26 protein-coding genes are annotated in these 23,640 nt (G+C 73.8%); 14 read left to right on the top strand and 12 right to left on the bottom strand.

What is annotated here, in order from left to right; all coding sequences use genetic code 11:
- The first annotated feature begins 46 nt into the window (after nt 1-46).
- The gene (locus ACIBSW_RS02290; protein ID WP_354723310.1) at nt 47-2,197 is read left to right on the top strand and encodes a heavy metal translocating P-type ATPase; all 2,151 of its coding nucleotides are present in this window, start codon (nt 47-49) and stop codon (nt 2,195-2,197) included.
- Nucleotides 2,198-2,513: 316 nt separating this feature from the next.
- Here ACIBSW_RS02290 and ACIBSW_RS02285 read toward each other — a convergent pair whose 3' ends face one another.
- The 4 genes from ACIBSW_RS02285 to ACIBSW_RS02270 all read right to left on the bottom strand — a co-directional run bounded on the left by ACIBSW_RS02285 (nt 2,514) and on the right by ACIBSW_RS02270 (nt 5,724).
- Entirely contained in the window at nt 2,514-3,254 is a 741-nt protein-coding gene (locus ACIBSW_RS02285; RefSeq protein WP_354723312.1) for a TetR family transcriptional regulator, read from the bottom strand.
- On the bottom strand, nt 3,235-3,660 hold the full coding sequence (locus tag ACIBSW_RS02280) for a DCC1-like thiol-disulfide oxidoreductase family protein (RefSeq protein WP_354723314.1): 426 nt from the start codon (nt 3,658-3,660) through the stop codon (nt 3,235-3,237). The genes ACIBSW_RS02285 and ACIBSW_RS02280 overlap by 20 nt, the downstream gene beginning before the upstream one ends.
- Nucleotides 3,657-4,169: a hypothetical protein gene (locus ACIBSW_RS02275; RefSeq protein ID WP_354723316.1), complete on the bottom strand. Its 513-nt coding sequence runs from the start codon at nt 4,167-4,169 to the stop codon at nt 3,657-3,659. The genes ACIBSW_RS02280 and ACIBSW_RS02275 overlap by 4 nt, the downstream gene beginning before the upstream one ends.
- 97 nt (nt 4,170-4,266) lie before the next feature.
- Nucleotides 4,267-5,724 (bottom strand): glycoside hydrolase family 3 N-terminal domain-containing protein, encoded by a 1,458-nt coding sequence (locus ACIBSW_RS02270; protein ID WP_354723318.1) that lies wholly within the window; start codon nt 5,722-5,724, stop codon nt 4,267-4,269.
- Between the two features lie 173 nt (nt 5,725-5,897).
- On the opposite strand from ACIBSW_RS02270, the gene ACIBSW_RS02265 reads away from it, so the two are divergent.
- Genes ACIBSW_RS02265 through ACIBSW_RS02255 form a run of 3 tightly spaced genes read left to right on the top strand, consistent with a single transcriptional unit; the run spans nt 5,898 to nt 8,838 of the window.
- On the top strand, nt 5,898-7,076 hold the full coding sequence (locus tag ACIBSW_RS02265) for an ROK family transcriptional regulator (RefSeq protein WP_354723320.1): 1,179 nt from the start codon (nt 5,898-5,900) through the stop codon (nt 7,074-7,076).
- Nucleotides 7,077-7,107: 31 nt separating this feature from the next.
- A complete protein-coding gene (locus ACIBSW_RS02260) occupies nt 7,108-7,923 on the top strand; it encodes an ABC transporter ATP-binding protein (RefSeq protein ID WP_354723322.1) in 816 nt (271 codons plus the stop codon).
- Nucleotides 7,924-7,932: 9 nt separating this feature from the next.
- On the top strand, nt 7,933-8,838 hold the full coding sequence (locus tag ACIBSW_RS02255) for a ribokinase (protein WP_354723324.1): 906 nt from the start codon (nt 7,933-7,935) through the stop codon (nt 8,836-8,838).
- Between the two features lie 7 nt (nt 8,839-8,845).
- Here the strand turns inward: ACIBSW_RS02255 and ACIBSW_RS02250 are convergent, their stop codons facing one another.
- Genes ACIBSW_RS02250 through ACIBSW_RS02235 form a run of 4 tightly spaced genes read right to left on the bottom strand, consistent with a single transcriptional unit; the run spans nt 8,846 to nt 11,171 of the window.
- Nucleotides 8,846-9,733 (bottom strand): methyl-accepting chemotaxis protein, encoded by an 888-nt coding sequence (locus tag ACIBSW_RS02250; RefSeq protein ID WP_354723326.1) that lies wholly within the window; start codon nt 9,731-9,733, stop codon nt 8,846-8,848.
- Complete coding sequence (locus ACIBSW_RS02245) at nt 9,730-10,272, bottom strand: PAS domain-containing protein (RefSeq protein WP_354723328.1); 543 nt, start codon at nt 10,270-10,272, stop codon at nt 9,730-9,732. Before ACIBSW_RS02245 ends, ACIBSW_RS02250 begins: the two co-directional genes overlap by 4 nt.
- A 54-nt stretch (nt 10,273-10,326) precedes the next feature.
- Nucleotides 10,327-10,692: a MauE/DoxX family redox-associated membrane protein gene (locus ACIBSW_RS02240; RefSeq protein ID WP_354723330.1), complete on the bottom strand. Its 366-nt coding sequence runs from the start codon at nt 10,690-10,692 to the stop codon at nt 10,327-10,329.
- Complete coding sequence (locus tag ACIBSW_RS02235) at nt 10,689-11,171, bottom strand: DUF6232 family protein (RefSeq protein WP_354723332.1); 483 nt, start codon at nt 11,169-11,171, stop codon at nt 10,689-10,691. Before ACIBSW_RS02235 ends, ACIBSW_RS02240 begins: the two co-directional genes overlap by 4 nt.
- A gap of 72 nt (nt 11,172-11,243) precedes the next feature.
- Between ACIBSW_RS02235 and ACIBSW_RS02230 the strand changes: the two genes are divergently transcribed.
- From ACIBSW_RS02230 to ACIBSW_RS02215, 4 genes are all read left to right on the top strand, one after another.
- Entirely contained in the window at nt 11,244-12,017 is a 774-nt protein-coding gene (locus tag ACIBSW_RS02230; protein ID WP_354723334.1) for an enoyl-CoA hydratase-related protein, read from the top strand.
- 73 nt (nt 12,018-12,090) lie between these two features.
- Nucleotides 12,091-12,639 carry a hypothetical protein gene (locus ACIBSW_RS02225; RefSeq protein ID WP_354723336.1) on the top strand — a complete coding sequence of 183 codons (549 nt, stop codon included), beginning with the start codon at nt 12,091-12,093 and terminating at the stop codon, nt 12,637-12,639.
- A gap of 40 nt (nt 12,640-12,679) precedes the next feature.
- Nucleotides 12,680-14,386 (top strand): Hsp70 family protein, encoded by a 1,707-nt coding sequence (locus tag ACIBSW_RS02220; protein ID WP_354723338.1) that lies wholly within the window; start codon nt 12,680-12,682, stop codon nt 14,384-14,386.
- A gap of 66 nt (nt 14,387-14,452) precedes the next feature.
- Nucleotides 14,453-16,075 carry an acetolactate synthase gene (locus ACIBSW_RS02215; RefSeq protein ID WP_354723340.1) on the top strand — a complete coding sequence of 541 codons (1,623 nt, stop codon included), beginning with the start codon at nt 14,453-14,455 and terminating at the stop codon, nt 16,073-16,075.
- A gap of 5 nt (nt 16,076-16,080) precedes the next feature.
- Here ACIBSW_RS02215 and ACIBSW_RS02210 read toward each other — a convergent pair whose 3' ends face one another.
- From ACIBSW_RS02210 to ACIBSW_RS02200, 3 genes are read right to left on the bottom strand one after another with little or no spacing between them, the layout of a single operon-like run.
- Nucleotides 16,081-16,419 (bottom strand): PLDc N-terminal domain-containing protein, encoded by a 339-nt coding sequence (locus ACIBSW_RS02210; protein ID WP_354723342.1) that lies wholly within the window; start codon nt 16,417-16,419, stop codon nt 16,081-16,083.
- A gap of 38 nt (nt 16,420-16,457) precedes the next feature.
- Nucleotides 16,458-16,760, bottom strand: coding sequence for a DUF202 domain-containing protein (locus tag ACIBSW_RS02205; protein ID WP_354723344.1), 303 nt, complete (start codon nt 16,758-16,760; stop codon nt 16,458-16,460).
- Nucleotides 16,757-17,098 carry a DUF202 domain-containing protein gene (locus tag ACIBSW_RS02200; RefSeq protein WP_354723408.1) on the bottom strand — a complete coding sequence of 114 codons (342 nt, stop codon included), beginning with the start codon at nt 17,096-17,098 and terminating at the stop codon, nt 16,757-16,759. The genes ACIBSW_RS02205 and ACIBSW_RS02200 overlap by 4 nt, the downstream gene beginning before the upstream one ends.
- 408 nt (nt 17,099-17,506) lie before the next feature.
- On the opposite strand from ACIBSW_RS02200, the gene ACIBSW_RS02195 reads away from it, so the two are divergent.
- The 6 genes from ACIBSW_RS02195 to ACIBSW_RS02170 all read left to right on the top strand — a co-directional run bounded on the left by ACIBSW_RS02195 (nt 17,507) and on the right by ACIBSW_RS02170 (nt 23,087).
- Complete coding sequence (locus ACIBSW_RS02195) at nt 17,507-18,286, top strand: electron transfer flavoprotein subunit beta/FixA family protein (protein WP_354723346.1); 780 nt, start codon at nt 17,507-17,509, stop codon at nt 18,284-18,286.
- A 14-nt stretch (nt 18,287-18,300) separates the two neighbouring features.
- Nucleotides 18,301-19,260 carry an electron transfer flavoprotein subunit alpha/FixB family protein gene (locus ACIBSW_RS02190; RefSeq protein WP_354723348.1) on the top strand — a complete coding sequence of 320 codons (960 nt, stop codon included), beginning with the start codon at nt 18,301-18,303 and terminating at the stop codon, nt 19,258-19,260.
- 104 nt (nt 19,261-19,364) lie between these two features.
- The gene (locus tag ACIBSW_RS02185; protein ID WP_354723350.1) at nt 19,365-20,540 is read left to right on the top strand and encodes a cysteine desulfurase family protein; all 1,176 of its coding nucleotides are present in this window, start codon (nt 19,365-19,367) and stop codon (nt 20,538-20,540) included.
- A gap of 42 nt (nt 20,541-20,582) precedes the next feature.
- Nucleotides 20,583-21,698, top strand: a complete 1,116-nt coding sequence (mnmA, locus tag ACIBSW_RS02180; protein ID WP_354723352.1) for a tRNA 2-thiouridine(34) synthase MnmA — start codon at nt 20,583-20,585, stop codon at nt 21,696-21,698.
- A complete protein-coding gene (locus tag ACIBSW_RS02175) occupies nt 21,691-22,689 on the top strand; it encodes a methionine synthase (RefSeq protein WP_354723354.1) in 999 nt (332 codons plus the stop codon). Before mnmA ends, ACIBSW_RS02175 begins: the two co-directional genes overlap by 8 nt.
- Before the next feature lie 44 nt (nt 22,690-22,733).
- A complete protein-coding gene (locus tag ACIBSW_RS02170; RefSeq protein WP_184989928.1) occupies nt 22,734-23,087 on the top strand; it encodes a VOC family protein in 354 nt (117 codons plus the stop codon).
- 17 nt (nt 23,088-23,104) lie between these two features.
- Here ACIBSW_RS02170 and ACIBSW_RS02165 read toward each other — a convergent pair whose 3' ends face one another.
- Entirely contained in the window at nt 23,105-23,629 is a 525-nt protein-coding gene (locus tag ACIBSW_RS02165; RefSeq protein ID WP_354723356.1) for a 2'-5' RNA ligase family protein, read from the bottom strand.
- Nucleotides 23,630-23,640 lie beyond the last annotated feature (11 nt).

The following is a 23,640-nucleotide window of genomic DNA, read 5'->3' as shown; positions in this document are numbered from 1 at the left end:
CCGCGCCTACCTCGGCGGGTACCCCCGAGGGGTATATGCTGGCGTCATGACGCAGCAGATCGAGCTGGACATCGGCGGCATGACCTGTGCCGCCTGTGCCAACCGCATCGAGAAGAAGCTCAACCGTCTCGAGGGCGTCACCGCCACCGTCAACTACGCCACCGAGAAGGCCCGGGCCACGGTCCCGGCCGGCGTCGGCGCCGCCGATCTCATCGCCGTGGTGGAGAAGACCGGCTACACGGCCACCGAGCCGAAGGCCGCGCCGGTCGCGGCGCAGCGGGCGTCCGACCCGCTGCGCACCCGGCTGCTCGTCTCGGTCGCGCTGAGCGTGCCCGTCATCGTCCTGGCCATGGTCCCGGCCTGGCAGTTCACCTACTGGCAGTGGCTCTCGCTGACGCTCGCCGCGCCGGTGGTCGTCTACGGCGGGTGGCCCTTCCACCGCTCGGCGTTCGTCAACCTGCGGCACGGCGCCGCCACCATGGACACCCTGGTCTCGCTCGGCACGCTCGCCGCGTTCCTCTGGTCGCTCTGGGCGCTCTTCCTCGGCGACGCCGGCGTGCCCGGCATGACGCACCCCTTCGAGCTGAGGGCCGGCACCACCGGCGACGCCATCTACCTCGAGGCCGCGGCCGGGGTGACCACGTTCCTGCTGGCCGGACGCTACGCCGAGGCCCGCGCCAAGCACCGCGCCGGCGACGCCCTGCGCTCGCTGCTCGCCCTCGGCGCCAAGACCGTCACCCTGGTGGACGGCCGGGAGATCCCGGCCGACCGGCTGCAGGCCGGCGACGTGTTCCAGGTGCGGCCGGGCGAGAAGGTGGCCGCCGACGGCGTCGTGGTCGACGGCGCCTCCGCGGTCGACCAGAGCCTGCTCACCGGCGAGTCGGTGCCCGTCGAGGTCGCCGTCGACGACCCGGTGACCGGCGGCACGGTCAACGCCGGCGGCCGCCTCGTCGTGCGCGCCACCCGCGTCGGCGCCGACACCCAGCTCGCCCAGATGGCCCGCCTCGTCGAGGAGGCGCAGGACGGCAAGGCCGCGGTGCAGCGGCTGGCCGACCGCATCTCCGGCGTCTTCGTGCCGGTGGTGATCGCCCTGGCCGTCGCGACGCTGGGCTACTGGCTCGGCACGGGCGCGGGCACTACGGCCGCGTTCACCGCCGCCGTCGCCGTGCTGATCATCGCCTGCCCCTGCGCGCTCGGCCTGGCGACGCCGACCGCCCTGCTGGTCGGCACCGGCCGCGGCGCCCAGCTCGGCATCCTCATCCGCGGCGTGGAGGCGCTCGAGTCGACCCGGCGGGTGGACACGATCGTGCTCGACAAGACCGGGACGGTGACGACCGGCGCGATGACGGTGTCGCGGGTGGTGCCCGAGCCGGGCTGGGACCCGGACGCGGTGCTGCGGCTGGCCGGCGCCGTCGAGGCGCCGTCCGAGCACCCGCTCGGCCGGGCGATCGCCCGGGCCGCCACCGCGCGGGGTGGGCTGCCCGCGGTGAGCGACTTCCGGGCGACCGCCGGCGTCGGCGTGCGCGGCGTCGTGGAGGGCGCCGAGGTCGAGGTGATCCGAGGCGCGGGCGACACCGCCGAGACCTGGGTCGAGCTGCGCGTCGACGGCGCGGCCCGCGGGCGAATCGCGCTGGCCGACGCGGTACGCCCGACGAGCGCCGCCGCCGTCCGGGGCCTGCGCGCGCTGGGCCTGGAGCCGGTGCTGGTCACCGGCGACGCGCCCGCGGTGGCCGAGGCGGTCGCCGCGCAGATCGGCGTCGCCGAGGTGATCGCCGGCGTGCTGCCCGCGGGCAAGGTGGACGCGGTCAAGCGGCTGCAGGCGCGCTGCCGCTCCGTGGCGATGGTCGGCGACGGCGTGAACGACGCGGCCGCGCTGGCCCAGGCCGACCTGGGCGTGGCGATGGGCGCGGGCAGCGACGTGGCGATCGAGGCGTCCGACCTGACCATCCTGCGCGGCGACCTCACCGCCGCCGTGGACGCGGTGCGGCTGTCCCGCCGTACCGTGACGATCATCCGGGGGAATCTCTTCTGGGCCTTCGCCTACAACGTGGCGGCGCTGCCGCTCGCGGCAGCGGGCCTGCTCAACCCGATGATCGCGGGCGCGGCGATGGCGCTCAGCTCGATCTTCGTGGTCGCCAACAGCCTGCGGCTGCGCCGCTTCAAGCCGGCCGTGTTCGACGCGGAGGCGGCAGAGTGAGCCGGGCGCCTCAGCCCGATGACTGCTCCCGAAATCATCGGGGCGCCCGGCTCACCATCTGTGCCGCGGGGGAATTCGGACCGGTCCCGAGGTCCGAAGCCCTGCGACATCCCCAGATCCACCTGCAGAGGTAACGCTACGTGGCGACTGCCGCACCTCGGAAGCGTTCGGTACGCGAATTGGCCGAACGGTTGGCCGCTCTTGGGCGACAGATCCGGCTATTGCCGCACAACGGGGTGAAAAGTGTTACGTTCTGATTCGGTCAGCTGACGTGTTGATCACTAACAGTGATGACGGTCAACAGTGCGGAGAGTTATCAGTCCCGGCGGATCGTGTCGATCAGCGCGAGCACCTGCCGCAGCGCCGGGCGCAGCACCCGCAGCCGGGAGAGACCGACGAGCCGGTCGACCAGTGGGACGATGCCGTCGATGAGCCGCCGGGTCCGGCGCTGGTCGGGTGAGCGGTCGTACACCCAGAAGAGCACCACGCCCATCCAGCTCAGCCAGAGCAGCTCGGGCAGCTCCTTGCGCAGCTCGGGGTCGAGCTTGGCCGAGGAGCCGTCCACCACGTCCCGGAAGATCGCGATGGCCGCCTCGCGGGCCGGCGACGACTCCCGCGAGAACGGGCTCAGCGGCGACGACGGCTCGGCCGCGGACTTGAAGAACGTCGCGGCGAACGAGTGGTACGGCACGTTGACGTCGATGCCGGCGTGCAGCACTCCGCGTAACCGCGCGGCGAAGTCCTTCTCGTTCGCCAGCACCGGCTCGGCGGCGACCCGGTGCGCGAGCTGGTTGCGGTCGTAGAACCCCTGAATCAGGTGTTCCTTGGAGTCGAAGTAGTAGTAGGCGTTCCCGACCGCGACGCCCGCCTCCTTGGCGATCGCCCGCATCGTGGTCTCGGTGTAGCCGCGCTCCCGGAACAGCCGCAGCGCGGTCTCCAGGATCAGCTGCCGGGTCTGCTCGCCCCGGGCCCGCCGCGGCTTCTCCTCCGTGCCCTCGCCCGCGGGGTGCGGCGGCGCGGCCGGCTCGTCGGCGGGTTCAGCGGCAGCTGTCGTCACACACGTCACCGTAGTCTTCCGTCCGCGTCGCCTGCCGCGCGGCGGCGGCCGCGGCGATGAAGCGGCGCGCGGCGGGCAGCAGCCGCGGCGAGCCGAGCCGCTCGGCCATCGCGCGGTAGTCCGCCAGTGCCCACAGGCAGGCCAGCCACGCGCCGTCGGAGACATACACCAGGCCGCCGTCGGTGATCACCGTCAGATCCCGCAGCGTCGCCGCATGGTCGAGCCCGGGAAAGCGCCGCCGGGCCTCCGCCGACCCGGCCGCGACGAACTCCAGGGGTACGAGCTGAGCGCGGCCCTCGAGCCAGCGATGCGCGGTCCGGCAGATGGGGCAGCCCTCGTCGTAGAGGACGGTGAAGTAACCGATCCGGCCGGCCCCGTGTCCGGCCGGATCGACGTTGACGGTCACGCCGGCCCGGGTGGCGGCACCGGTCCCGCGATTCCCTGGCCGGGCCAGTTCGCGGTCGGTCCTGGCCGGTTCGCGCCCTGACCGTGCGTTCCCGCGGCCGGGCCGCCGGGCGGCGGCTGCATCGGGAGTCGTCCCGCCGGCGGAAGCGGCGGCAGGGTCTGCTGCTGGCGCAGCCGGCCGCGGCGGTAGCGGTTCAGCAGAAACACGTTGCAGACGTGCAGCACGCCGAGCACCAGCAGGACGAAACCTATCTTGTAGGACAGCGTCTCCAAGGCCTTCGCCGCGTCCGGCACGTCGGCGCTGGAGCGCATCGCCACCGCGACGTAGCCGAGATTCAGCAGGTAGAACCCCATCACCAGCAATTGGTTCACGGCCCGCGCCAGGCGGCTGTCCGCGAAGACGTCCTCCAGGAACACCAGTCCGTTGCGAGACAGCGTCGTCGCCACCCAGACCGTCAGCCCGACGCTGACGACCACGTAGGCGAGGTACATCCAGACCTTGTGGTCCACGGTTCCAGCCCTTCTTGAACACGTTCAAATGGTGTCGGGCTCAGAGTAGGGCTTTATTTGAACGCGTTCAAGGAGACTTGGAGCACAAAGTTGCGGGCTAGATGTCGCGGGCCAGCCCGAGGGCCTCCGCCGCCGCGCGGCCGTTGGCGTGGCTCGCGCCGTAGGTGGTGACGAAGGCCCGCGCGCCGGCCGGTCGCCAGGCGGACGGCCAACCCATCTCCACCACGGTGACCGCGTGCCGGGCCGCGAGCCACTCGATCAACGCCCGGGTCGCCTCGGCCCGGTGGCTGTGCCGGCCGACGAGGACGATCGGCCGCGATCCGGCCCGCTCGGCGAGCGACTCGGGTGAGGCGTCCGCGGCCACGACCGTCACCTGCTCGGTGCCGTTCAGGTGTGGCAGCAGGCCCCACGGCACCCGGCCCTCGGCGATCGAGTGGCCGGACTCCAGCTGCACGACCAGCGGCTCGGCGAGCCCCGCGACGGTGCCCTCGACCCGGATCGCCCGGCGCGCCGCCGCATAGCCGAGCGCCGCGTCGTGCGCCGCGGGCGGAACCGGGCGCCGCGTCCACGCGGCCAGTGCCGCGTTGCGCTCGACGGCCTCCTCGAGCCGGTCCGGCGCCAGTCGCCCGTCGCGCACCGCGGTCACGATCTCGGCCGTGACGGCTTCGACGAGCTCCGCGTCGACGCGTGCCCCGATGCAGAGCAGGTCGGCGCCGGCGGCGAGCGCGAGCACGGCCGCCCGGCCGATGCCGCCGGCCGCCACCGCGGCGCCCTTCATCTCCAGCGCGTCGGTGATGACGGCGCCGTGGAAGCCGTAGTCGACCCGGAGCAGGTCGGTCAGCGCCGCCCGGCTGAAGGTGGCCGGTCCGGCGCCGGTCAGCTCGGGCACCCGGATGTGCGCGGTCATGACTCCCCGGGACCCGGCGGCGACCGCGGCCGCGAACGGCGGCAGGTCGCGCTCGCGCAGGACGGAGAGCGGGACGTCGACGGTCGGCAGTTCGAGGTGCGAGTCGGTCGTCGTCGCGCCGTGGCCCGGGAAGTGCTTGGCGCAGGCGGCGACGCCGGCGGCCTGCAGCCCGGTGACCGCGGCGGCGGCGTGCCGGGCCACCAGCAGCGGGTCGGCGCCGAACGAGCGGGTGCCGATGATCGGGTTGTCGTCGGCGGTGTTCACGTCGACCGTCGGGGCCAGGTCGAGGTTGACGCCGGCCGCGGCGAGGTCGGCGCCGATCGCCGCGTACACGGTGCGGGTGAGGTCCGGGTCGTCGACGGCGCCGAGCGCCGCGTTTCCCGGGTAGGGGCTGCCGGTCCGGTGCGCCAGGCGGGTGACGTCGCCGCCCTCCTCGTCGATCGCGATGAGGACATCCGGCCGCGCGGCCCGCAGCTCGCCGGTCAGCCGCGCTAGCTGTACCGGTTCAGCGACGTTGGTGCCGAAGAGGGTGTGGCCGGCCAGGCCCTCAGCGAGCAGCCGCAACGCCCATTCCGGGGCAGATTTCCCCGCAAAAGCGGCGAGCTGCGTGCCGAGCGCGAGCCGCCGTAGGCCCGGGTCGATCGGCATGGTTTCCTTCCCCGGTTCAGCTCTGGTGATCCTGCCGACCGAGCTGCCATGATCGTCGAATGTCTATCGGACGCGGCGCAGGGGCGGTGGGGCTGCTGACCGTTACGCTGCCGCTACCTGATGTGCGCCGATAATGTAATAGGAAATAATCCTAAATACTAGGGGACGTAGTTATGGCTGCCACCCGCCTGCCGGGGACACCTCGGTTGCTGCGTGCGCTCAACGACCGGGCCGCGCTGGAACTGCTGCTCACGAAGGGCCCGCTGACCCGGGCGCAGCTCGGTGAGATGACCGGTCTGAGCAAGGTCACCGCCTCGCAGTTGGTCGAGCGCCTCGAGGAGCGCGGTCTGGTACGCCGGGTCGGCGAGCAGGCGGGCGGTCGCGGCCCGAACGCGCAGCTGTACGCCGTCACTCCCGGTAGTGCCCATGTTATCGGTGTCGAGGTCCTGCCGGACCGGGTCATCGCGGCCTGCGCGGACATCACCGGCGACGTCGTCGGTCGCAGCGAGCGGTCGACGGTGGGCGACGACGACCCGGTGCGCGCGGTGCACGGCGCGGTCGTCGAGGCGGCCGAGCGGGGCGGCACCGACATGGCGTCCGTGCGCCGGGTCGTGCTGGGCACCCCCGGCCTGGTCGACCCGCAGACCAGCGAGGTCTCGTTCGCGTTCGACCTGCCCCGCTGGCACCGCGGCCTGCTCGCGGAGCTGCGCAAGGACCTGAGCACCCCGGTGGTCTTCGGCAACGACGTGAACCTGGCCGCCGTCGCCGAGCAGCACACCGGCGCCGCCAAGGGCCACGACGACTTCGTGCTGATCTGGGTCGGCCGCGGCGTCGGCCTCGCGACCGTCATCGGCGGCCGCCTGCACCAGGGCAGCACGGGCGCGGCGGGCGAGATCGGCTACCTGCCGGTGGCCGGCGCCGAGATCCCGCGCAATGCCAGCAAGCGCGGCGCCAAGGGCGCGTTCCAGACCCTGGTCGCGTCGGACGCCGCCAAGGCCATCGGCCGCAAGTACGGCTTCCGTGGCGCCGAGTCCGCCGACGTGGTGCGCGCGGCCGTCGAGGCGGGCGCGGCGGGCGAGCCGGTGCTGGACGAGCTGGCCGGCCGGCTGGCCCTCGGCGTCGCCGCCACCTGCGTGGTCCTCGACCCGCCGCTGGTCGTGCTGGCCGGCGAGGTGAGCCAGGCCGGCGGCTCCGCACTCGCCGAGCGGGTCGAGCAGGAGGTCGCCGCCATCACCCTGGTCGCGCCGAAGGTGGTCATCAGCGAGGTCGCCGTCGAGCCGATCCTCAACGGAGCCCTGCTGACCGCCCTGGAGTCCGTCCGGGAGGAGGTCTTCGGCTCCACCACGGGATAGCCGCCGTCCCGCTGCATGGTTGGATGGACGCGTGCTCGATGCGGCGACTCCCACACCACCCGACGACGACACCGTCATCTCCTTCGACCGGGTGAGCGTGATCCGCGGCGGCAGCTTCCTGCTGCGCGGGCTCAGCTGGCAGGTCGAGCTGGACGAGCGATGGGTGGTGCTCGGGCCGAACGGCGCCGGCAAGACGACGCTGCTGAACCTCGCGTCGGGCCGGCTCCACCCGTCCCGGGGCAACGCCTGGGTGCTGGGCGAGCGGCTGGGGCGCACGGACATCAACGAGCTGCGTACCCGGATCGGGCTCAGCACCGGGCAGTTCGCCGACCGGGTGCCGCCGACCGAGCGGGTCCTCGACGTGGTGGTCACGGCGGCCTGGTCCGTCGTCGGCCGCTGGCGGGAGAGCTACGACCCGCAGGACGAGGCGCGGGCCCGGGCGCTGCTGCACCAGCTGGGGATGGGCACGCTGATCGACCGCGAGTTCGGCACCCTCTCCGAGGGCGAGCGCAAGCGCACCCAGATCGCCCGCGCGCTGATGACCGACCCCGAGCTGATGCTGCTGGACGAGCCCGCCGCCGGGCTGGACCTGGGCGGCCGCGAGGACCTGATCGGGCGCCTCACCGAGCTGGCCGAGGATCCGGACGCGCCGGCCCTGGTGCTGGTCACCCACCACGTCGAGGAGATCCCGCCCGGCTTCACCCACGCGATGCTGCTGCGCGAGGGCACGGTCGTCGCGGCGGGCCTGCTGGGCGAGACGCTGACCGCCGACAACCTGTCCAAGACCTTCGGGCTCCCGCTGGTGGTGCAGCGCAACGGCGACCGGTACATGGCCCGGGCGGCCTGAGGCGCGACGATGGCCGTCTCACCGCCCCGGGTCGTGGTCGCCGGCAGCGCCAACATGGACCTGGTCGGGCTCGCCGCCCGCCTGCCGCTGCCCGGCGAGACCGTGCTGGGCGACGAGTTCGTGATGACGCCGGGCGGCAAGGGCGCCAACCAGGCCATCGCCGCGGTCCGGGCCGGCGCGACCTGCGTGATGCTCGGCGCGATCGGCTCGGACGCGTTCGGTGTGACGATCAAGGCCCGGCTGAACGCGTCCGGCGTGGACACCGCGAACCTGCGGACCAGCTACGGCGCGTCCGGCGTTGCGGTGATCATGGTGGACCGCGCGGGTGAGAACTCGATCATCGTGAGTCCGGGCGCGAACAGCTCGTTCGCGGGCCTGAGCGCGGCCGAGACCGCGGCCATCGTGGACAGCGACGTGCTGGTCTGCCAGCTGGAGATCCCGGTGGACACGGTGGTGGCGGCCGCGCAGGCGGCGCGGGCCGGCGGCACCCGGGTGATCCTGAACGCCGCGCCCGCCCGCGAGCTGCCGCCGGAGCTGCTCGCGGCGGTGGACCTGCTGGTCGTCAACGAGGGCGAGGCGCGGGCGATCACCGGCTCGCCGGCGCCGGACGTCGCCGGGCTGCTGGCGCTCGTGCCGCGGGTGGTGCTGACCATGGGCGGCGCCGGCTCCTGGTACGCCGACCGCGACGGCACCGACGAGCGGGTGCCGGCCTGCACGGTCGAGGTGCTGGACACGACCGCGGCCGGCGACGCGTTCACGGGTGCGCTGGCCGTCGCCTGGGGCGAGGGCCGCGACCTGGTGGACGCGGTCCGCTGGGCGAACGCGGCGGGCGCCGCCTGCGTCCGCAAGGTCGGCGCCAGCAACGCGCTGCCGACCCGCGCGGAGATCGACGAGCTCTACGCCCGGAGCGCGTAACGCCGCCTCAGCTCTCCCGGGCCATGGTCACGAAGCGGTGCACCTCGCTGCGGAGCACCTCGGCCAGCTGGCTCAGCCCGGCCGTGCCGGAGTCCTGCCCGCCGTCGACCGCGGTCGCGATGCCGTTCACCAGGCCGCTCATCTCCCGGAGGCTGGCGGTCACCGTCTCCAGCACGCCGATCGAGTCGGCCGCCGCCTGCTGAACGGTGTTGACCTGGCCGAGGATCTCCTCGCTGGAGCTGCTGGTCTCGTTGGCCAGGTTCTTGACCTCGTCGGCCACCACGCTGAAGCCGCGGCCGGCCTCGCCCGCGCGGGCCGCCTCGATCGTCGCGTTCAGGGCCAGCAGCCGGGTCTGCGACGCGACCGAGTTGATCAGATCGACGGCCGTTCGGATCTGGTCGGAGGCGCTGCGCAGCGAGCTGACGGTCTCGACGCCCCGCTCGGCCTCGGTGACCGCGTCGCGGGCGAAGTCCGCCAGGCCGTTCGCCGAGGCGCCCATCTCCGTCGCGGCGGTCGCCACCTGCTCGGAGACGGTGAGCACGGCGTTCTCGAGCTCGTCGGCGAGCGCCGCCCGGGAGCGCCCGGCCTCGTCGAGGCGGTCCGCGGACCGGCTCATCTCCTGGATGGACTCGGAGATCCGCGCGGCCGCCTCGCGGAACGCGCCCCGCATGCCGCGGGTCAGGAAGCGCCGGTGGAAGCGGCCCTCGGCCGCCGCGGTCAGCGACGCGCCGGCCTCGCGGACGAAGGTGTCGGTGTTGTCGAGCAGGCGGTTGATCGCCGCCCGGGCGGCCCGCGCCTCGGCGGACTCCTCGAGCGGCGGCACCCGGGCCTCGAAGTCGCCCGCCGCGGCCCGCTCGCAGACCTCCGTGATCAGGCGCAGGGTATCGGTGTTCACCGCAGGGCCCCGTTCGTCAGCGACCAGACGAACGCGTCGTAGGTCTGCCCCCGGTCGTCGAGCAGCCGCGTCAGCATCGCCCAGGACGCGTCGAGTCCGGCGGGGGAGGCCGCGTGGCGCAGCTCCTCGGCCCGCAGGCCGGCGTAGATCCCGCTGATCTCGGCGACCGCGGCGTCGTCGGGGCGGCGCCGGCTGGAGTGGTAGCCGACCACCCGGCCCTGCTCGTCCATCGAGGGCGTGACGTGCGCCAGCACCCAGTAGTGCGCGCCGTCCAGGGCCAGGTTCTGCACGTACGCGAAGACCTCGCGCCGCTCGCCGATCGTCTCCCAGAGCAGCTTGAAGACCGCCCGGGGCATGTCGGGATGGCGGATGATGTTGTGCGGCTGCCCGATCGCCTCGTCCTCGCGCAGCGCCGAGATCCGCAGGAAGACGTCGTTGGTGTAGGTCAGCAGGCCGCGGGGATCGGTCTTCGTGACGATCAGCTCGTCCTCGCCGAGTTTGCGCTCAACGCCGGTCGGCGGCACATGGGTGGCCTTCATGGTCCCCGTATCGTCGCCGGTCGCCGGCCGGCACCGGGGCCGATTGGCCGGAATTCACCGCCGGGCGACGCGCAGTCCCCAGAGGACCAGCGGCACCTGCAACGGCAGCCGGGCGTACGCGATCGCCCGGCGCGCGGGTGACGCGTGCCGCCAGTCGACCGCCATCTTGACGTTGGCGGGGAACACCGCGGCGAACAGGCCGGCGGCGGCCAGGCCGCCGAGCCGCCGGGTGCCGGGATGCAGAAGCGCGGCGGCGACGGCCAGCTCGGCGGCGCCGCTGAGGTAGGTCCAGGTACGCGGGGTGCCGGGCAGCGAGCGGGGCACGATGGCGTCGAAGGGCCGGGGCGCGGCGAAGTGCAGCACGCCGCTGGTGGCGAGCAGCCCGGCCAGCGCCCGCGCGCCGGAGCGTCCGTCGTTCATCGTGCCTCCGGTGTCCGGCTCGGTGTGGGGTCGTCGTCGACGGCCCGCTGCAGGGCGCGGTAGATCTGGCCGAAGCGCCGCTTGTCGGTCGTCGCCAGCAGCAGGACGTCCGCGCCGTCGACCCGGGCCCAGATCTCCAGCCGGTGGCTGCCCCGGTCGTAGGAGCGGTCGACGAACTCCAGCAGCACGTCGGCCAGGGGCAGGGCGGCCAGGCCGACGAGCACGCCGCCGCCGGCCAGGGCGATCGTCGTCGCGGTCGACGCGTCGATGACCAGTGCGATGAGGACGCCGATGGCGCCGATGACGACGGGTGTGACGATCGCGAGGACGAGGGCGCCACGACCCGCGACGTTGCCCCACGCCCGGCGGCCGCGCCGGTGCCAGACCCGGGCCAGCTCGCCCAGCCGGTAGTCGCGCCCGCCCATCCGGACTCCGGCCGAGGTGACCAGCACGTCCGGGTCACGGTAGTAGGTGGTCATCACCCCTCCTCGGGGCAATCGTACTTACCCTTACGCTGTCAGCATCTGAACGATCACTAGGGAGGCAAGCGCGTGGGTGAGTTCGTGCGACTGGAGACGAGCGGCGGAATCGGCACGATCCGGCTCGAGCGGCCACCGATGAACGCGCTGAACACCCAGGTGCAGGAGGAGCTCCGGGCGGCCGCGCGGGCCGCGACCGCCGACACCGAGGTCCGGGCCGTGATCGTGTACGGCGGGGAGAAGGTCTTCGCCGCCGGCGCCGACATCACCGAGTTCACCACGACCACGTTCCAGGAGATGACCGTTCGCGCGACGGCGCTCTCCGGCGCGTTCGACGAGGTCGCCAGGATCCCGAAGCCGGTCGTCGCGGCGATCACCGGCTACGCGCTCGGCGGCGGCTGCGAGCTCGCCCTGGCCTGCGACTGGCGGGTCGTCGCGGACGACGCCAAGCTCGGCCAGCCGGAGATCAAGCTGGGCATCATCCCGGGCGCCGGCGGCACCCAGCGGCTGGCCCGGCTGATCGGGCCGGCGAAGGCCAAGGACCTGATCTTCTCCGGCCGCATGGTCGACGCCGAGGAGGCGCTGCGGATCGGGCTCGCCGACCGCGTCGTGCCCGCCGCCGACGTGTACTCGAGCGCGGCCGAGCTGCTCAAGCCGTACCTGAACGGGCCGGCCCTGGCCCTGCGCGCCGCGAAGCTGGCGATCGACGGCGGCCTGAACACCGACCTCGCCTCCGGGCTCGCGTGGGAGAGCCAGCTGTTCGCCGGCCTGTTCGCCACCGACGACCGGGTCGAGGGCACCACGGCCTTCGTCGAGAAGCGCAAACCGAAGTTCACCGGCCGCTGAGCGGGCCGGCTCAACCGAGAAACGGGAGCGGGGATCTCGCGGATATCGATCTGTTGCCATAAAGTGCCTCTCTGTGACGACGTCCGGCTTGCGCGTGACACCGGTCCGGCGCACCGTCGCGGTCGCCGTGGCGCTGGTGACCGGTCAGGCGCTGCTGTGCGGGGTCATCGGTGTCGTCACGTTCGGCGAGCCGGGCGACGCGAAGACCGGTGCCCGCGCCGCCGGGCCGGAGTTCCGCGGGCCGCCGGCCGCCGCGCCGTCCGCGAGCGTCCAGACCGGGGGCCCCGGCGCCTCGGTGAAGCACTCCACCCGTAGGCCCGCCGCCGCGCCCACGCGGACCGCCTCGCGCCCGGCGCCGCCCGCGGAGACACCCGGGCCGCCCGCCGCGCCGCCCACGATCATCGCGCTCCCGCCGGCGCCGCCGGCCACCGGCACGGCGCCGACGGAGCTCGTGCCGCCGCCCGCGCCGCCCGCGCCGCCGGCGCAGGGCGAGGAGACCGAGGCGCCGGTCAAGGTCTGGGACCGGTGCGACGAGGAGGGCGCGGACGGCCGGACCGCCGACGGCCGGGCCGTGCGCTGCCTGCGCGGCCGCCACGGTGACCTGCGCTGGCGGCTCGTGTAGGCAGATCATCAACTTCTCGGCTGGGCCTACACTGGCGCGCATGTCCATCGAAGCGGGTCGGCACTCTCTCGGCGTCGACTTCGGCACCTCGAACACCGTCGCGGTGGCCCGCTGGCCCGACGGCCGGGCGCGGCCGATCCTCGTCGACGGCTCCCCGCTGCTGCCGTCGGCCGTGTACGCCGAGCCGAGCGGCGGCCTCGCCGTCGGCCGCGACGCGGTGCACAGCGCCCGGCGCGACCCGGCCCGTTTCGAGCCGAACCCGAAGCGCCGCATCGACGACGGCCTGGTGCTGCTCGGCGACCAAGAGCTGCCGGTCGTCGACCTGATCGCGGCCGTGCTGGTCCGGGTGCTCGACGAGTGGCACCGCGCGGTCGGCCCGGTCCGCCCCGAGACGACCCTGACCTGCCCGGCGACCTGGGGCGCGACCCGCCGGGGCCTGCTCGCCGAGGCCGCCGCCATCGCGGGCCTCGAGCGGGTCCGCCTGGTGGCCGAGCCGGTCGCCGCGGCAACCTACTTCGCCGAGGTGCTCGGCCGCGACGTGCCGATCGGGTCCGTCGTGGTGGTGCACGACTTCGGCGCCGGCACGTTCGACGCGAGCGTGGTGGCGCGCACCGCGGAGGGCTTCGAGGTGCTCGCCGTCGACGGCCGCGACGACATCGGCGGCCTGGACGTGGACGCGGCGATCGTCGAGCACGTCGGCAAGCTGGTCGCCGAGCGCGACGCGGCCGTCTGGCAGCGCCTCTGCGAGCCGGAGACGCTCGAGGACCGGCGCGCCAAGCAGCAGCTCTGGGACGACGTGCGGATCGCCAAGGAGCGGCTGTCGCGCATCCAGTCCGCCGACGTGGTGGTCCCGCTGCTCGACCTCGAGCTGCACGTGACCCGCGAGGAGCTCGAGGAGCTGGCCCGGCCGCTGCTGGAACAGACCGTACGGGTCACCCGGGACGTGCTGAACTGGGCCGACCTGCCGGACGGGCGCCTGGCCGGGGTCTTCCTGGTCGGCGGCGCGAGCCGGATCCCGCTGGTGGCGACGCTGCTGCACCGGGAGCTGGGCGAGGCGCCGGTCGCCATCGAGCAGCCTGAGCTGGTCGTCGCGGAGGGCAGCATCCTGGCGGACGCCGCGCTGCTGGCGACGGAGCCGGCCGCGCCCGGCCCGACGGCCGAGATGCGGCTGGTCTCCCGCGACGGCCCGGTCGTGCCGGCGCCGCGGGCCCCCTCGGTCGACGACATGGACACCGTGCCCTCGGCGAAGCCCGCGGAAGGCCTGCCGCCGCCGGCCGTCGACCCGTGGCCGGACGCGCAGCAGCACTGGGTGCCGGACCCGGACCAGACGGTCGCCTCCGAGCCGTCCTGGGACGTGCACGCGCTGCAGCACACCCCGACCGGCGCCGCCGCGGTCTCGGCGCCCGCCGCCACCCGGCCCCTGCCGGCCGCCCGAGCGACGAAGCCCGCCAAGCGGCCCGCCGCCCGCCCGGCCACCCCGTCGGTCGCCTCGCGGCCCGTCTCGCCCTCAGCGGTCGCCGCGCGGCCGGTGAAGCGGCCGGCGGCCGGCCGTCCCGCCCTCGTCGCCAAGCCGCGCCGCCGGCGTCGCGGCCGGGTGCTGCGCTTCCTCCAGGTGCTCCTGAGCATCGTTTTCCTGCTGGCGGTGCCGGCGGTCGCGCTGGTGGCGGCGTACAGCGTCAGCGCCGGGGTGCCCATGGACACGGCGGTGCAGCGACTGCTGGAGGAGTTGGACCGACTAAGAGGGTGAGTCTGGTTCATATTTTCCCACCGGCCCCGGTAGCGTGCTGACGAGGATCAAGCGGCGGGAGCTGGCATGTCGGAAATGATCGAGGGCCACGGCGGGGAACTGGCGCTGGCGGCGCTGCGGGCGTACGGGGTGACGGAGATGTTCACCCTCTCCGGGGGGCACGTCTTCCCGCTCTACGACGCCGCGTACAAGGCCGGATTCCCGATCTACGACGTGCGGCACGAGCAGTCGGCCGTGTTCGCCGCCGAGGCCGTCGCCAAGCTCCAGCGCCGCCCGGGCCTTGCCGTCCTGACCGCCGGTCCCGGCGTGACCAACGGCGTATCGGGCCTGACCAGCGCGTTCTTCAACGCCTCGCCGGTGCTGGTGATGGGCGGCCGGGCGCCGGCCTTCCGCTGGGGCTCCGGCAGCCTGCAGGAGATCGACCACGTCCCGCTGGTCGCGCCCGTCACCAAGTACGCCGCGACGGTCGCCGGCACCGACCAGATCCCGGCCGAGGTGGCGCGGGCGCTGACCGCGGCCCTCACCGCGCACCGCGGCCCGGCGTTCCTCGACCTGCCGCTCGAGGTGCTCTTCTCCAGCGAGGACGTCGCCGCGCCCGGCGCTCCCGAGATCCCGGTCGTGGAGCCCGACCCGGAGCACGTCGCCCGGGCGGCCGAGCTGCTGGCCGCGGCCGAGCGCCCGGTCATCATCGCCGGCTCCGACGTGTGGGGCGGCAACGCGATCGACGAGCTGCGCGCCGCCGCCGAGGCGCTGCAGATTCCGGTCTTCGCCAACGGCATGGGCCGCGGCGCGCTGCCGCCGGGCCACCCGCTCGCCTTCGCCCGGGCCCGGCGCCCCGCGCTCGACCAGGCCGACGTCGTCGCCGTCATCGGCACCCCGCTCGACTTCCGGCTCGGCTTCGGCGAGTTCGGCGCCGCGAAGGTCGTGCACATCGTCGACGCGCCGACCCAGCGCGCGGGCCACGTCGAGACCGCCGTCTCGCCGGCCGGCGACCTGCGGCTGATCCTCGCGGCGCTGGCCGACCACGCCGGCCCGCGCGCGGACCACAGCGGATGGATCGACGGCCTGCGCGTGGCCGAGGACGCCGGAAAGGCCCGCGACGCCGAGGCGATGGCCGCGGAGAGCGATCCGATCAAGCCGGCCCGGGTCTACGGCGAGCTGCGCAAGGTGCTGGCCCCGGACGCGGTCACCATCGGCGACGGCGGCGACTTCGTCTCCTACGCCGGCCGCTTCCTCGAGCCCGCCCGGCCCGGCACCTGGCTCGATCCCGGGCCGTACGGCTGCCTCGGCACCGGCATGGGCTACGCGATGGGGGCCCGGGTCACCTACCCCGACCGGCAGATCTGCGTCCTCATGGGCGACGGCGCGGCCGGCTTCTCGCTGATGGACGCGGAGTCGCTGGCCCGGCAGAAGCTGCCCGTGGTGATCGTGGTCGGCAACAACGGCATCTGGGGCCTCGAGAAGCACCCGATGCAGGCCATGTACGGCTACGACGTCGCCGCCGACCTGCAGCCCGGGCTGCGCTACGACCACGTGGTCGAGGCGCTCGGCGGTGCCGGCGAGACGGTGGAGAAGGCGTCGGAGCTCGGCCCGGCGCTGGCGCGCGCCTTCGACGCCGGCGTGCCGTACCTGGTCAACGTGCTGACCGACCCGGCGGACGCCTACCCCAGGTCGTCCAACCTGGCCTGAGTCGCCTACTCGTCGTTCTTCTCCAGCTCGCGCTCCCACTGGTCGAGCAGCTCGCGTTCGCGGCGGGTCCGCTCGGTGTCCATTGAGCGCAGGAAGTCCGGGTCGTCGTCGGGCGAGGTCGGCCGCGGGCCCGTCCGGCGGACCGGGCCGCCCTCGTGCGGCGGCGGCACCGGCCGTCCCCAGACGAAGTAGGCGAGCGGGCCGAGCAGGGGGATCAGCAGGATGACGAGCAGCCACAGGGCGCGCGGCATGTTGCGTACCCGATCGGCCGACAGCACGCCGATGAGCGCGAGCACCAGGAGCACGAGCTGCACCGCAGCGAGGACGACGAACAACCGGACCATTAGGCAATGATGACGCGCCGCAACCCGAACGGCGACGATCAGAGCATGACAAGCGCGGCGCCGAGCACGGCGAGGCTGACGGTGAGCGCCGCGTAGCTCGTGACGGTCCGCCGGCCGGGCCGCGGCGGGAGGGCGTTGAGGCCCCGCGCGCGCCGGTAGGCGAGGCCGACGAGGCCGGCCCAGAGCGCCATCGCGGTGCCCGCCGCGAGGAAGGTCCAGGCGCCGGCGCCGGGCACGAAGGCCGGCCGGGTCGCCAGCAGCGCCACCGCGGTCGCCGACAGCCCGGTCCGCCGCCAGGCCAGGCGGGTCCGCTGCGCGGAGGCGCCCGGGTCCGGATTCATGAGAACGCTTTGATCAGTACGGCGACGACGAGCAGCAGCGCGCCGAGCGCCACGATCAGGGCCAGCACCGCCGGGAAGCGCGACTTCGGCAGGTCGGTGCCGAGCCGCATGGCCCGCTCGGTGCGCGCCCAGTGGTCGACGGCGCGCAGCGCGACCACGCCGCCGAGCAGCAGCAGCGCCACCGCGATGCCCTCGCGCAGGTGGGGTATCGGCAGCGGCGGCAGGAACTGCGCGCACGCGAGCCCGCCGGCCAGCAGCGCCAGGGCGGTCCGGATCCAGGCCAGGAACGTGCGCTCATTGGCCAGCGAGAAGCGGTAGTCCGGCTTCTCGCCGACCATCGGGGTGTTCTGCGGGTTGAACCACTGGTCGAGCACGCCGCCGATTATCGACCAGCGAGGTGCACAAGGGGTGCCGGGGAGGCCGCCCAGAGTCCCCGCATCCGCGCGCTCACGCACGACTCCCGGGTCCGCCCACAGGTGCACCAGGCTCCCTCCGGACCGGTCGGTCGGTGCGGTGGGAGAGGATGGGGCGAACGCGCGGGTAACCCGCGCGGTACAGCGGTAATTTGGCCGGACATATCCAGGTACCCCCTTGATCCGACTGTAGCGATCTTGTGGTGGCTCTGGGTGAGGTGAGTCACTCTCGGTGGTGGAGACCCTTAAGCTACTGGCGGGTAACATCGCGAGAGGACAGAGCAGTTCCGGCTGCAGGCGTGCGTCCATCAACAGGAGGGTCGTCGAAGCGCGATGAACATCGTCGTACTGGTCAAGCAGGTACCCGACTCCGGTGCCGAGCGCACCCTGAGCGCGGGTGACAACACCGTCGAGCGGGCCTCGGCGAACAACGTCATCAACGAGATGGACGAGTACGCCATCGAGGAGGCGCTGAAGATCAAGGAGGCGCACGGTGGCGAGGTGACCGTCCTGACGATGGGCCCCGAGCGCGCCGCCGAGTCGATCCGCAAGGCGCTGTCCATGGGCCCCGACAAGGCCGTGCACGTGCAGGACGACGCGCTGCGCGGGTCCTGCGCCGTCGCGACCTCCAAGGTTCTCGCCGCCGCCCTCGGCACGCTCAACGCCGACCTGGTGATCTGCGGCGCCGAGTCGACCGACGGCCGCGTGCAGGTCATGCCGCACATGCTGGCCGAGCGCCTCGGCATCGCGGCGCTGACCGGCGCCCGCAAGCTCACCGTCGACGGCGCGCAGCTGACCGCCGAGCGGCAGACCGACGAGGGCTACGAGGTCGTCACCGCGGCCACCCCGGCCGTCGTCAGCGTGTGGGACACGATCAACGAGCCCCGCTACCCCTCCTTCAAGGGCATCATGGCCGCGAAGAAGAAGCCGGTGCAGACCCTGTCGCTCGCCGACCTGGGCGTCTCCACCGACGAGGTGGGCACCGCCGGCGCGACCTCCGCGGTGGTCGAGTTCGCGAAGCGGCCCGCTCGTTCGGCCGGCACCAAGATCACTGACGAGGGTACGGGCGGCGAGCAGCTCGTCGCGTACCTCGCCGCCGAGAAGTTCGTCTGAGAGGGGCTCACACCATGGCTGAAGTACTGGTCGTCGTCGAGGCCTCCCAGGCCGCCGGCGTCAAGAAGGTAACGCTCGAGATGCTGACCATCGCCCGCGCGCTGGGCTCGGTCTCCGCGGTCGTGCTCGGCGGCGTCGGCGCCACCGAGGCGTTCGCCGCCAAGCTCGGCGAGTACGGCGCCGAGAAGATCTACTCGGGCGAGGGCGAGGAGATCGACGGCTACCTCGTGGCGTCGAAGGCCACCGCCGTCGCCGAGCTGGTCAAGCAGGTCCAGCCCGCCGCGGTGCTGCTCGCCTCGACCCAGGAGGGCAAGGAGATCGCCGGCCGGCTCGCCGTCAAGCTCGACAACGGCCTGCTGACCGACGCGGTCGAGGTCGCCGCGGACGGCACCGCGACCCAGGTCGTCTTCGCCGGCTCGACGATCGTCAAGTCCAAGGTCACCAAGGGCCTGCCGATCATCACCATCCGCCCGAACTCGGTCACCCCCGAGCCGGCGCCGGCCACCCCGGCCGTCACCGCGCTCCAGGTCACGGCCACCGACGCGGACAAGCTGACCCGGGTCGTCGAGCGGGTCGCCGAGCAGAAGGGCTCCCGCCCCGAGCTCAGCGAGGCGTCGATCGTCGTGTCCGGCGGCCGCGGCGTCGGCAACGCCGACAACTTCAAGCTGGTCGAGGAGATGGCCGACCTGCTCGGCGGCGCCGTCGGCGCCTCCCGCGCGGCGGTCGACTCGGGCTACTACCCGCACCAGTTCCAGGTGGGCCAGACCGGCAAGACCGTGTCGCCGCAGCTGTACGTCGCCCTGGGCATCTCCGGCGCGATCCAGCACCGGGCGGGCATGCAGACCTCGAAGACGATCGTCGCGGTCAACAAGGACCCCGAGGCCCCGATCTTCGAGCTGGCCGACTTCGGCGTGGTCGGCGACCTGTTCAAGGTCGTGCCCCAGGCCGACGACGAAATCCGTAAGCGCAGGTAGGCGACGCCTTCCAGGCGGCCCGGCGGAGGCTTCCGCCGGGCCGTTTCGCGCTCCATCCAGCCGGACCGTTTCGGTTGACGCCTCAAGGCATAAGCTTCACGTTGATGGTTTACCTGGATCACGCGGCGACCACGCCGATGCTCGCCGAGGCGCTCGACGCATATGTCGCGGCCGCCCGCGAGGTCGGCAACCCGTCGTCCCTGCACGCCGCCGGCCGGCGCGCCCGCCGGCTGGTCGAGGAGTCCCGCGAGCGCATCGCCGCGGTGCTCGGCGCCCGCCCCTCGGAAGTGATCTTCACCAGTGGCGGCACCGAGAGCGACAACTTGGTGACCAAGGGCATCTACTGGGCCAGGCGGACCGCCGACCCGCGCCGCAACCGGGTGGTCGCTTCCGCTGTCGAACACCACGCCGTCCTTGACGCGGTCGACTGGCTCGGCGGCCACGAGGGCGCCGACGTCAGCCTGCTGCCGGTGGACGGGGCAGGCAGGGTCGACCCGGAGTCGCTGGCCGGCCTGCTCGCCGAGCACGGCGACGAGATCGCGGTGATCAGCACCCAGTGGGCGAACAACGAGGTCGGCACGGTCCAGCCGGTGGCCGAGCTGGCCCGGCTCGCCGCGGGCGCCGGCATCCCGTTCCACACCGACGCGGTGCAGGCGGTCGGCCAGGTCCCGGTCGACTTCGCCGCGAGCGGCGCCGCGGCACTGACCCTCACCGGCCACAAGCTGGGCGGCCCGGTCGGGGTCGGCGCGCTGCTGCTCGGCCGCGACGTCGTCGCGACCTCGCTGCTGCACGGCGGCGGCCAGGAGCGCGACGTGCGCTCCGGGACCCTGGACACCCCGGGCGTGGCGGCCTTCGCGGTCGCGGTCGAGACCGCGGTCAAGACCCAGCAGGAGTACGCGACCAGGGTCGCCGCCCTCCGCGACGACCTGGTCGAACGGGTACGCGCGGCGGTGCCGGACGTGGTGTACAACGGCGCCGCGGCGGACCGCCTGCCCGGCAACGCGCACTTCTCCTTCCCCGGCTGCGAGGGCGACGCGCTGCTGCTGCTCCTGGACGCGCAGGGCATCTCCTGCTCGACGGGCTCGGCGTGCTCGGCGGGCGTGGCGCAGCCCTCGCACGTGCTGCTGGCGATGGGCGCGGACGACGACCGGGCCCGCTCGTCGCTGCGCTTCACCCTGGGACACACCTCGACGCCCGCCGACGTCGACGCGCTGCTCGCCGCGCTGCCGGCGGCGGTCGAGCGGGCCCGCCGCGCGACGGCGTGGAAGACGCCCCGCTGACCCTTTCCTGGTCACCCCGGCACGGCGGATAGGCTGGGGTACGTGCGAGTACTAGCAGCGATGTCCGGCGGGGTCGACTCCGCCGTCGCCGCCGCGCGTGCCCGTGACGCGGGCCACGACGTGACCGGCGTGCACCTGGCGCTGGCGCGGAATCCGCAGACCTATCGGACCGGCGCGCGGGGCTGCTGCACGCTCGAGGACTCCCGGGACGCGCGGCGGGCCGCCGACGTCATCGGCATCCCGTTCTACGTGTGGGACATGGCCGACCAGTTCCACGAGAACGTCGTCGACGACTTCGTCGCCGAGTACGCGGCGGGCCGCACCCCGAACCCCTGCCTGCGCTGCAACGAAAAGATCAAATTCGCCGCGGTGCTGGACCGGGCCGTCGCCCTGGGCTTCGACGCGGTCGTCACCGGCCACCACGCCCGGCTCGGCGCCGACGGCCTGCTGCGGCGCAGCGTCGACATGGCCAAGGACCAGTCCTACGTGCTGGCCGTGCTGACCCGCGAGCAGCTCGACCGGGCGGTCTTCCCGCTCGGCGACTCGACCAAGGCGCAGGTCCGCGAGGAGGCGGCCGAGCGCGGCCTCGCCGTCGCCGACAAGCCCGACTCGCACGACATCTGCTTCATCGCCGACGGCGACACCCGTGGCTTCCTGGCCGCGCGGCTGGGCGAGGCGCCGGGCGACATCGTCGACTCCCGCACGGGGGCCGTCCTCGGCCGGCACGCCGGCGCGTACTCGTACACCGTCGGCCAGCGCAAGGGCCTGGACCTGCGGGTACCCGCGCCCGACGGCCGCCCGCGCTACGTGCTGTCGATCACCCCGAAGACCAACACGGTCACCGTCGGCCCCCGCGAGGACCTCGCGGTCGACCTGGTGACCGCCACCCGGCCGATCTGGCACGGCGAGCCGACGCCCGTCGAGTGCGACGTGCAGCTGCGCGCGCACGGCGAGGTGGTCCCGGCCGTCGTGACCGTCGGCCCGGACGGCCTGCGGGCCCGGCTGCACGAACCGGCCCGGGGCGTCGCGGCCGGCCAGGCCATCGTCGCCTACCGCCCGGACCCGGCCGGCGACATCGTGCTCGGCTCGGCGACCATCGCCGCCGGCGTCGCGGAGCAGGTCACCGCGGGTCTGGCCGGGCCGGAGCAAGGTGCCTGACTTTCCCTGGCCGTCCGGCGCGGCAACCGGGCTCGGCTCGCTGCCCGGCACCGACATCGCCGAGGCGCAGCGGCTGATCCTCGGCGAGCTGCCCGAACTGCCGCACCTCGCCGAGCTGCCGGAGCGCGGGCCGGGCGCCGACATGATCGGGCGGGGCGCGGGCCTGCTCGTCGAGCTGCCGGTGCAGCTCTACGTCGGGCGCTGGCAGATGGCGCCGCGCCCGGGCCGGGACCAGCGCCGCATCGCCGACCTGCTCGAACGCGATCTCGACCAGCTCACCGAGCAGGCCGACCGCTACGCCGGACCGATCAAGCTCCAGGCGCCCGGGCCGTGGACCCTGGCCGCGAGCCTCGAACTGCCGATCGGCGGGCGCATGTTGCGCGACCCCGGGGCGGTGCGCGATCTCACCGACTCGCTCGCCGAGGGGCTGCGCCGGCACGTCGCCGAGGTGCGGCGGCGTCTTCCGCGCGCGTCAGTGCTGCTTCAGCTCGACGAGCCGTCGCTGCCGGCGGTCCTCGGCGGACAGATCCCGACCGAGAGCGGGCTGAGTGCGTACCGGGCCGTCGAGGGCGCCGGTGCCGCGGCGGCGTTGCGGACCGTGGTCGGGGCCGTCGGGGTGCCGGTGATCGTGCACTGCTGTGCTCCGGCCGTACCGTTGCAGGTTTTGCGGGATGCCGGGGCCGCCGCCGTCGCGCTCGACCTAGGGATGATCAAAGATCTCGATCCGCTCGGCGAGGCCATCGAGGCGGGGCTCGGCCTGTTCGCGGGGGCCGTGCCCACGCGCCCGGCGCCCGGCTCGCCCCCGCCGACGTCGGCGGCGATCGCGGAGCGGGTGCGCACGCTGTGGAGCCGGCTCGGCTTCCCCGCGGCCCGGCTGCCCGCGCAGGTCGTGATCACCCCGGCCTGCGGCCTCGCCGGCGCCGTGCCGTCCTACGTGCGCGCGGTGCTGAAGGGCTGCCGGGACGCCGGTCGCCGTCTGGCCGAAGTCTGAGGGTTTCGACTGATTCGCGGGGCTCGGCCGGGCATCATGCACTCATGATTGGTCGCCTGGATGCCGTCGTCATCGACTGCCCCGATCCCCGTGCCCTCGCCGACTTCTACTGTGCGCTCCTCGGCATGCACGTCGTCCGGGACGAGGACGGGCGGGTGACCACCCGGACCGACTCGGACGCACCGAGCCTGGTGTTCCAGAAGGCGCCCGACCTGCTCCCGCCGGACTGGCCGGACCGGAACCGACCGCAGCAGTTCCACCTCAACGCGCGGGTGGGCGACATCGAGGCGGCGGAGCGGCGGGTGCTGGCGGCCGGCGGCAAGCGCCTGGACGGGGGCAGCGGCCGCTGCCGGGTGTACGCCGATCCGGTCGGCAACCCGTTCTGGCTGGTCTGGTGAGCTAGTCACCGCCTTGGCTACCCGCCGAGTGGGAACTCGCGGATCGTTCGCCAGCCGTCGGGCTGTCGCGTCCCGGCGATGAGGCGGACCGTGTCGACGGCCGCGCGGATCGGCAGGCACCGGGTGACCGCGTCGGCCGCCTCGGTCATGGCCGCTGCCGGCGCGTCGTGGCCGATGGTCAGGTGCGGCACGACGTCGGCGAACGCGCCCTCGTAGGGCGGTGCCTGGGGAAAGCGCCGCCAGATCGCGGTGGTGAGCGCGTGGAACGGCGCGTCCGGGGTCGGCGCCAGCCAGACCACCGCTTCGCCGAACCACCGGACGTGCGTGAAGTCGACTGTGAACCTCGGCACGGACGCGAGTGCCTCGCCGACCGCGGCCAGCGTTGCGTCGTCGAGGTCACCGGGCGCGAGGAACGGGTAGAGCACCGTGACGTGTGCCGGGATTCCCCAGCTCGTGGCCGTGTCCAGCGCCGCCCGCCAGCGGCTCACGGCCGGCTCTGCCTCCGGTACGGGCACGATGAGCGCGGTCTGCGTGGGCTGCATGACCGAAGTCT

Source organism: Actinoplanes sp. NPDC049668, assembly GCF_044465445.1.
Classification (GTDB): Bacteria; Actinomycetota; Actinomycetes; order Mycobacteriales; family Micromonosporaceae; genus Actinoplanes.
This window is presented reverse-complemented; position numbering and strand designations above follow the sequence as displayed.

Bases quoted from the DNA above. Each gene is read 5' to 3' on its own strand.
- ACIBSW_RS02290 (WP_354723310.1), top strand. From the start codon at position 47: ATGACGCAGCAGATCGAGCTGGACATCGGCGGCATGACCTGTGCCGCC.
- ACIBSW_RS02270 (WP_354723318.1), bottom strand. From the start codon at position 5,724: ATGCCGATCGACCCGGGCCTACGGCGGCTCGCGCTCGGCACGCAGCTC.
- ACIBSW_RS02265 (WP_354723320.1), top strand. From the start codon at position 5,898: ATGGCTGCCACCCGCCTGCCGGGGACACCTCGGTTGCTGCGTGCGCTC.
- ACIBSW_RS02255 (WP_354723324.1), top strand. From the start codon at position 7,933: ATGGCCGTCTCACCGCCCCGGGTCGTGGTCGCCGGCAGCGCCAACATG.
- ACIBSW_RS02245 (WP_354723328.1), bottom strand. From the start codon at position 10,272: ATGAAGGCCACCCATGTGCCGCCGACCGGCGTTGAGCGCAAACTCGGC.
- ACIBSW_RS02240 (WP_354723330.1), bottom strand. From the start codon at position 10,692: ATGAACGACGGACGCTCCGGCGCGCGGGCGCTGGCCGGGCTGCTCGCC.
- ACIBSW_RS02235 (WP_354723332.1), bottom strand. From the start codon at position 11,171: ATGACCACCTACTACCGTGACCCGGACGTGCTGGTCACCTCGGCCGGA.
- ACIBSW_RS02220 (WP_354723338.1), top strand. From the start codon at position 12,680: ATGTCCATCGAAGCGGGTCGGCACTCTCTCGGCGTCGACTTCGGCACC.
- ACIBSW_RS02215 (WP_354723340.1), top strand. From the start codon at position 14,453: ATGTCGGAAATGATCGAGGGCCACGGCGGGGAACTGGCGCTGGCGGCG.
- ACIBSW_RS02210 (WP_354723342.1), bottom strand. From the start codon at position 16,419: ATGGTCCGGTTGTTCGTCGTCCTCGCTGCGGTGCAGCTCGTGCTCCTG.
- ACIBSW_RS02205 (WP_354723344.1), bottom strand. From the start codon at position 16,760: ATGAATCCGGACCCGGGCGCCTCCGCGCAGCGGACCCGCCTGGCCTGG.
- ACIBSW_RS02200 (WP_354723408.1), bottom strand. From the start codon at position 17,098: ATGGTCGGCGAGAAGCCGGACTACCGCTTCTCGCTGGCCAATGAGCGC.
- ACIBSW_RS02195 (WP_354723346.1), top strand. From the start codon at position 17,507: ATGAACATCGTCGTACTGGTCAAGCAGGTACCCGACTCCGGTGCCGAG.
- ACIBSW_RS02190 (WP_354723348.1), top strand. From the start codon at position 18,301: ATGGCTGAAGTACTGGTCGTCGTCGAGGCCTCCCAGGCCGCCGGCGTC.
- ACIBSW_RS02185 (WP_354723350.1), top strand. From the start codon at position 19,365: ATGGTTTACCTGGATCACGCGGCGACCACGCCGATGCTCGCCGAGGCG.
- ACIBSW_RS02170 (WP_184989928.1), top strand. From the start codon at position 22,734: ATGATTGGTCGCCTGGATGCCGTCGTCATCGACTGCCCCGATCCCCGT.
- ACIBSW_RS02165 (WP_354723356.1), bottom strand. From the start codon at position 23,629: ATGCAGCCCACGCAGACCGCGCTCATCGTGCCCGTACCGGAGGCAGAG.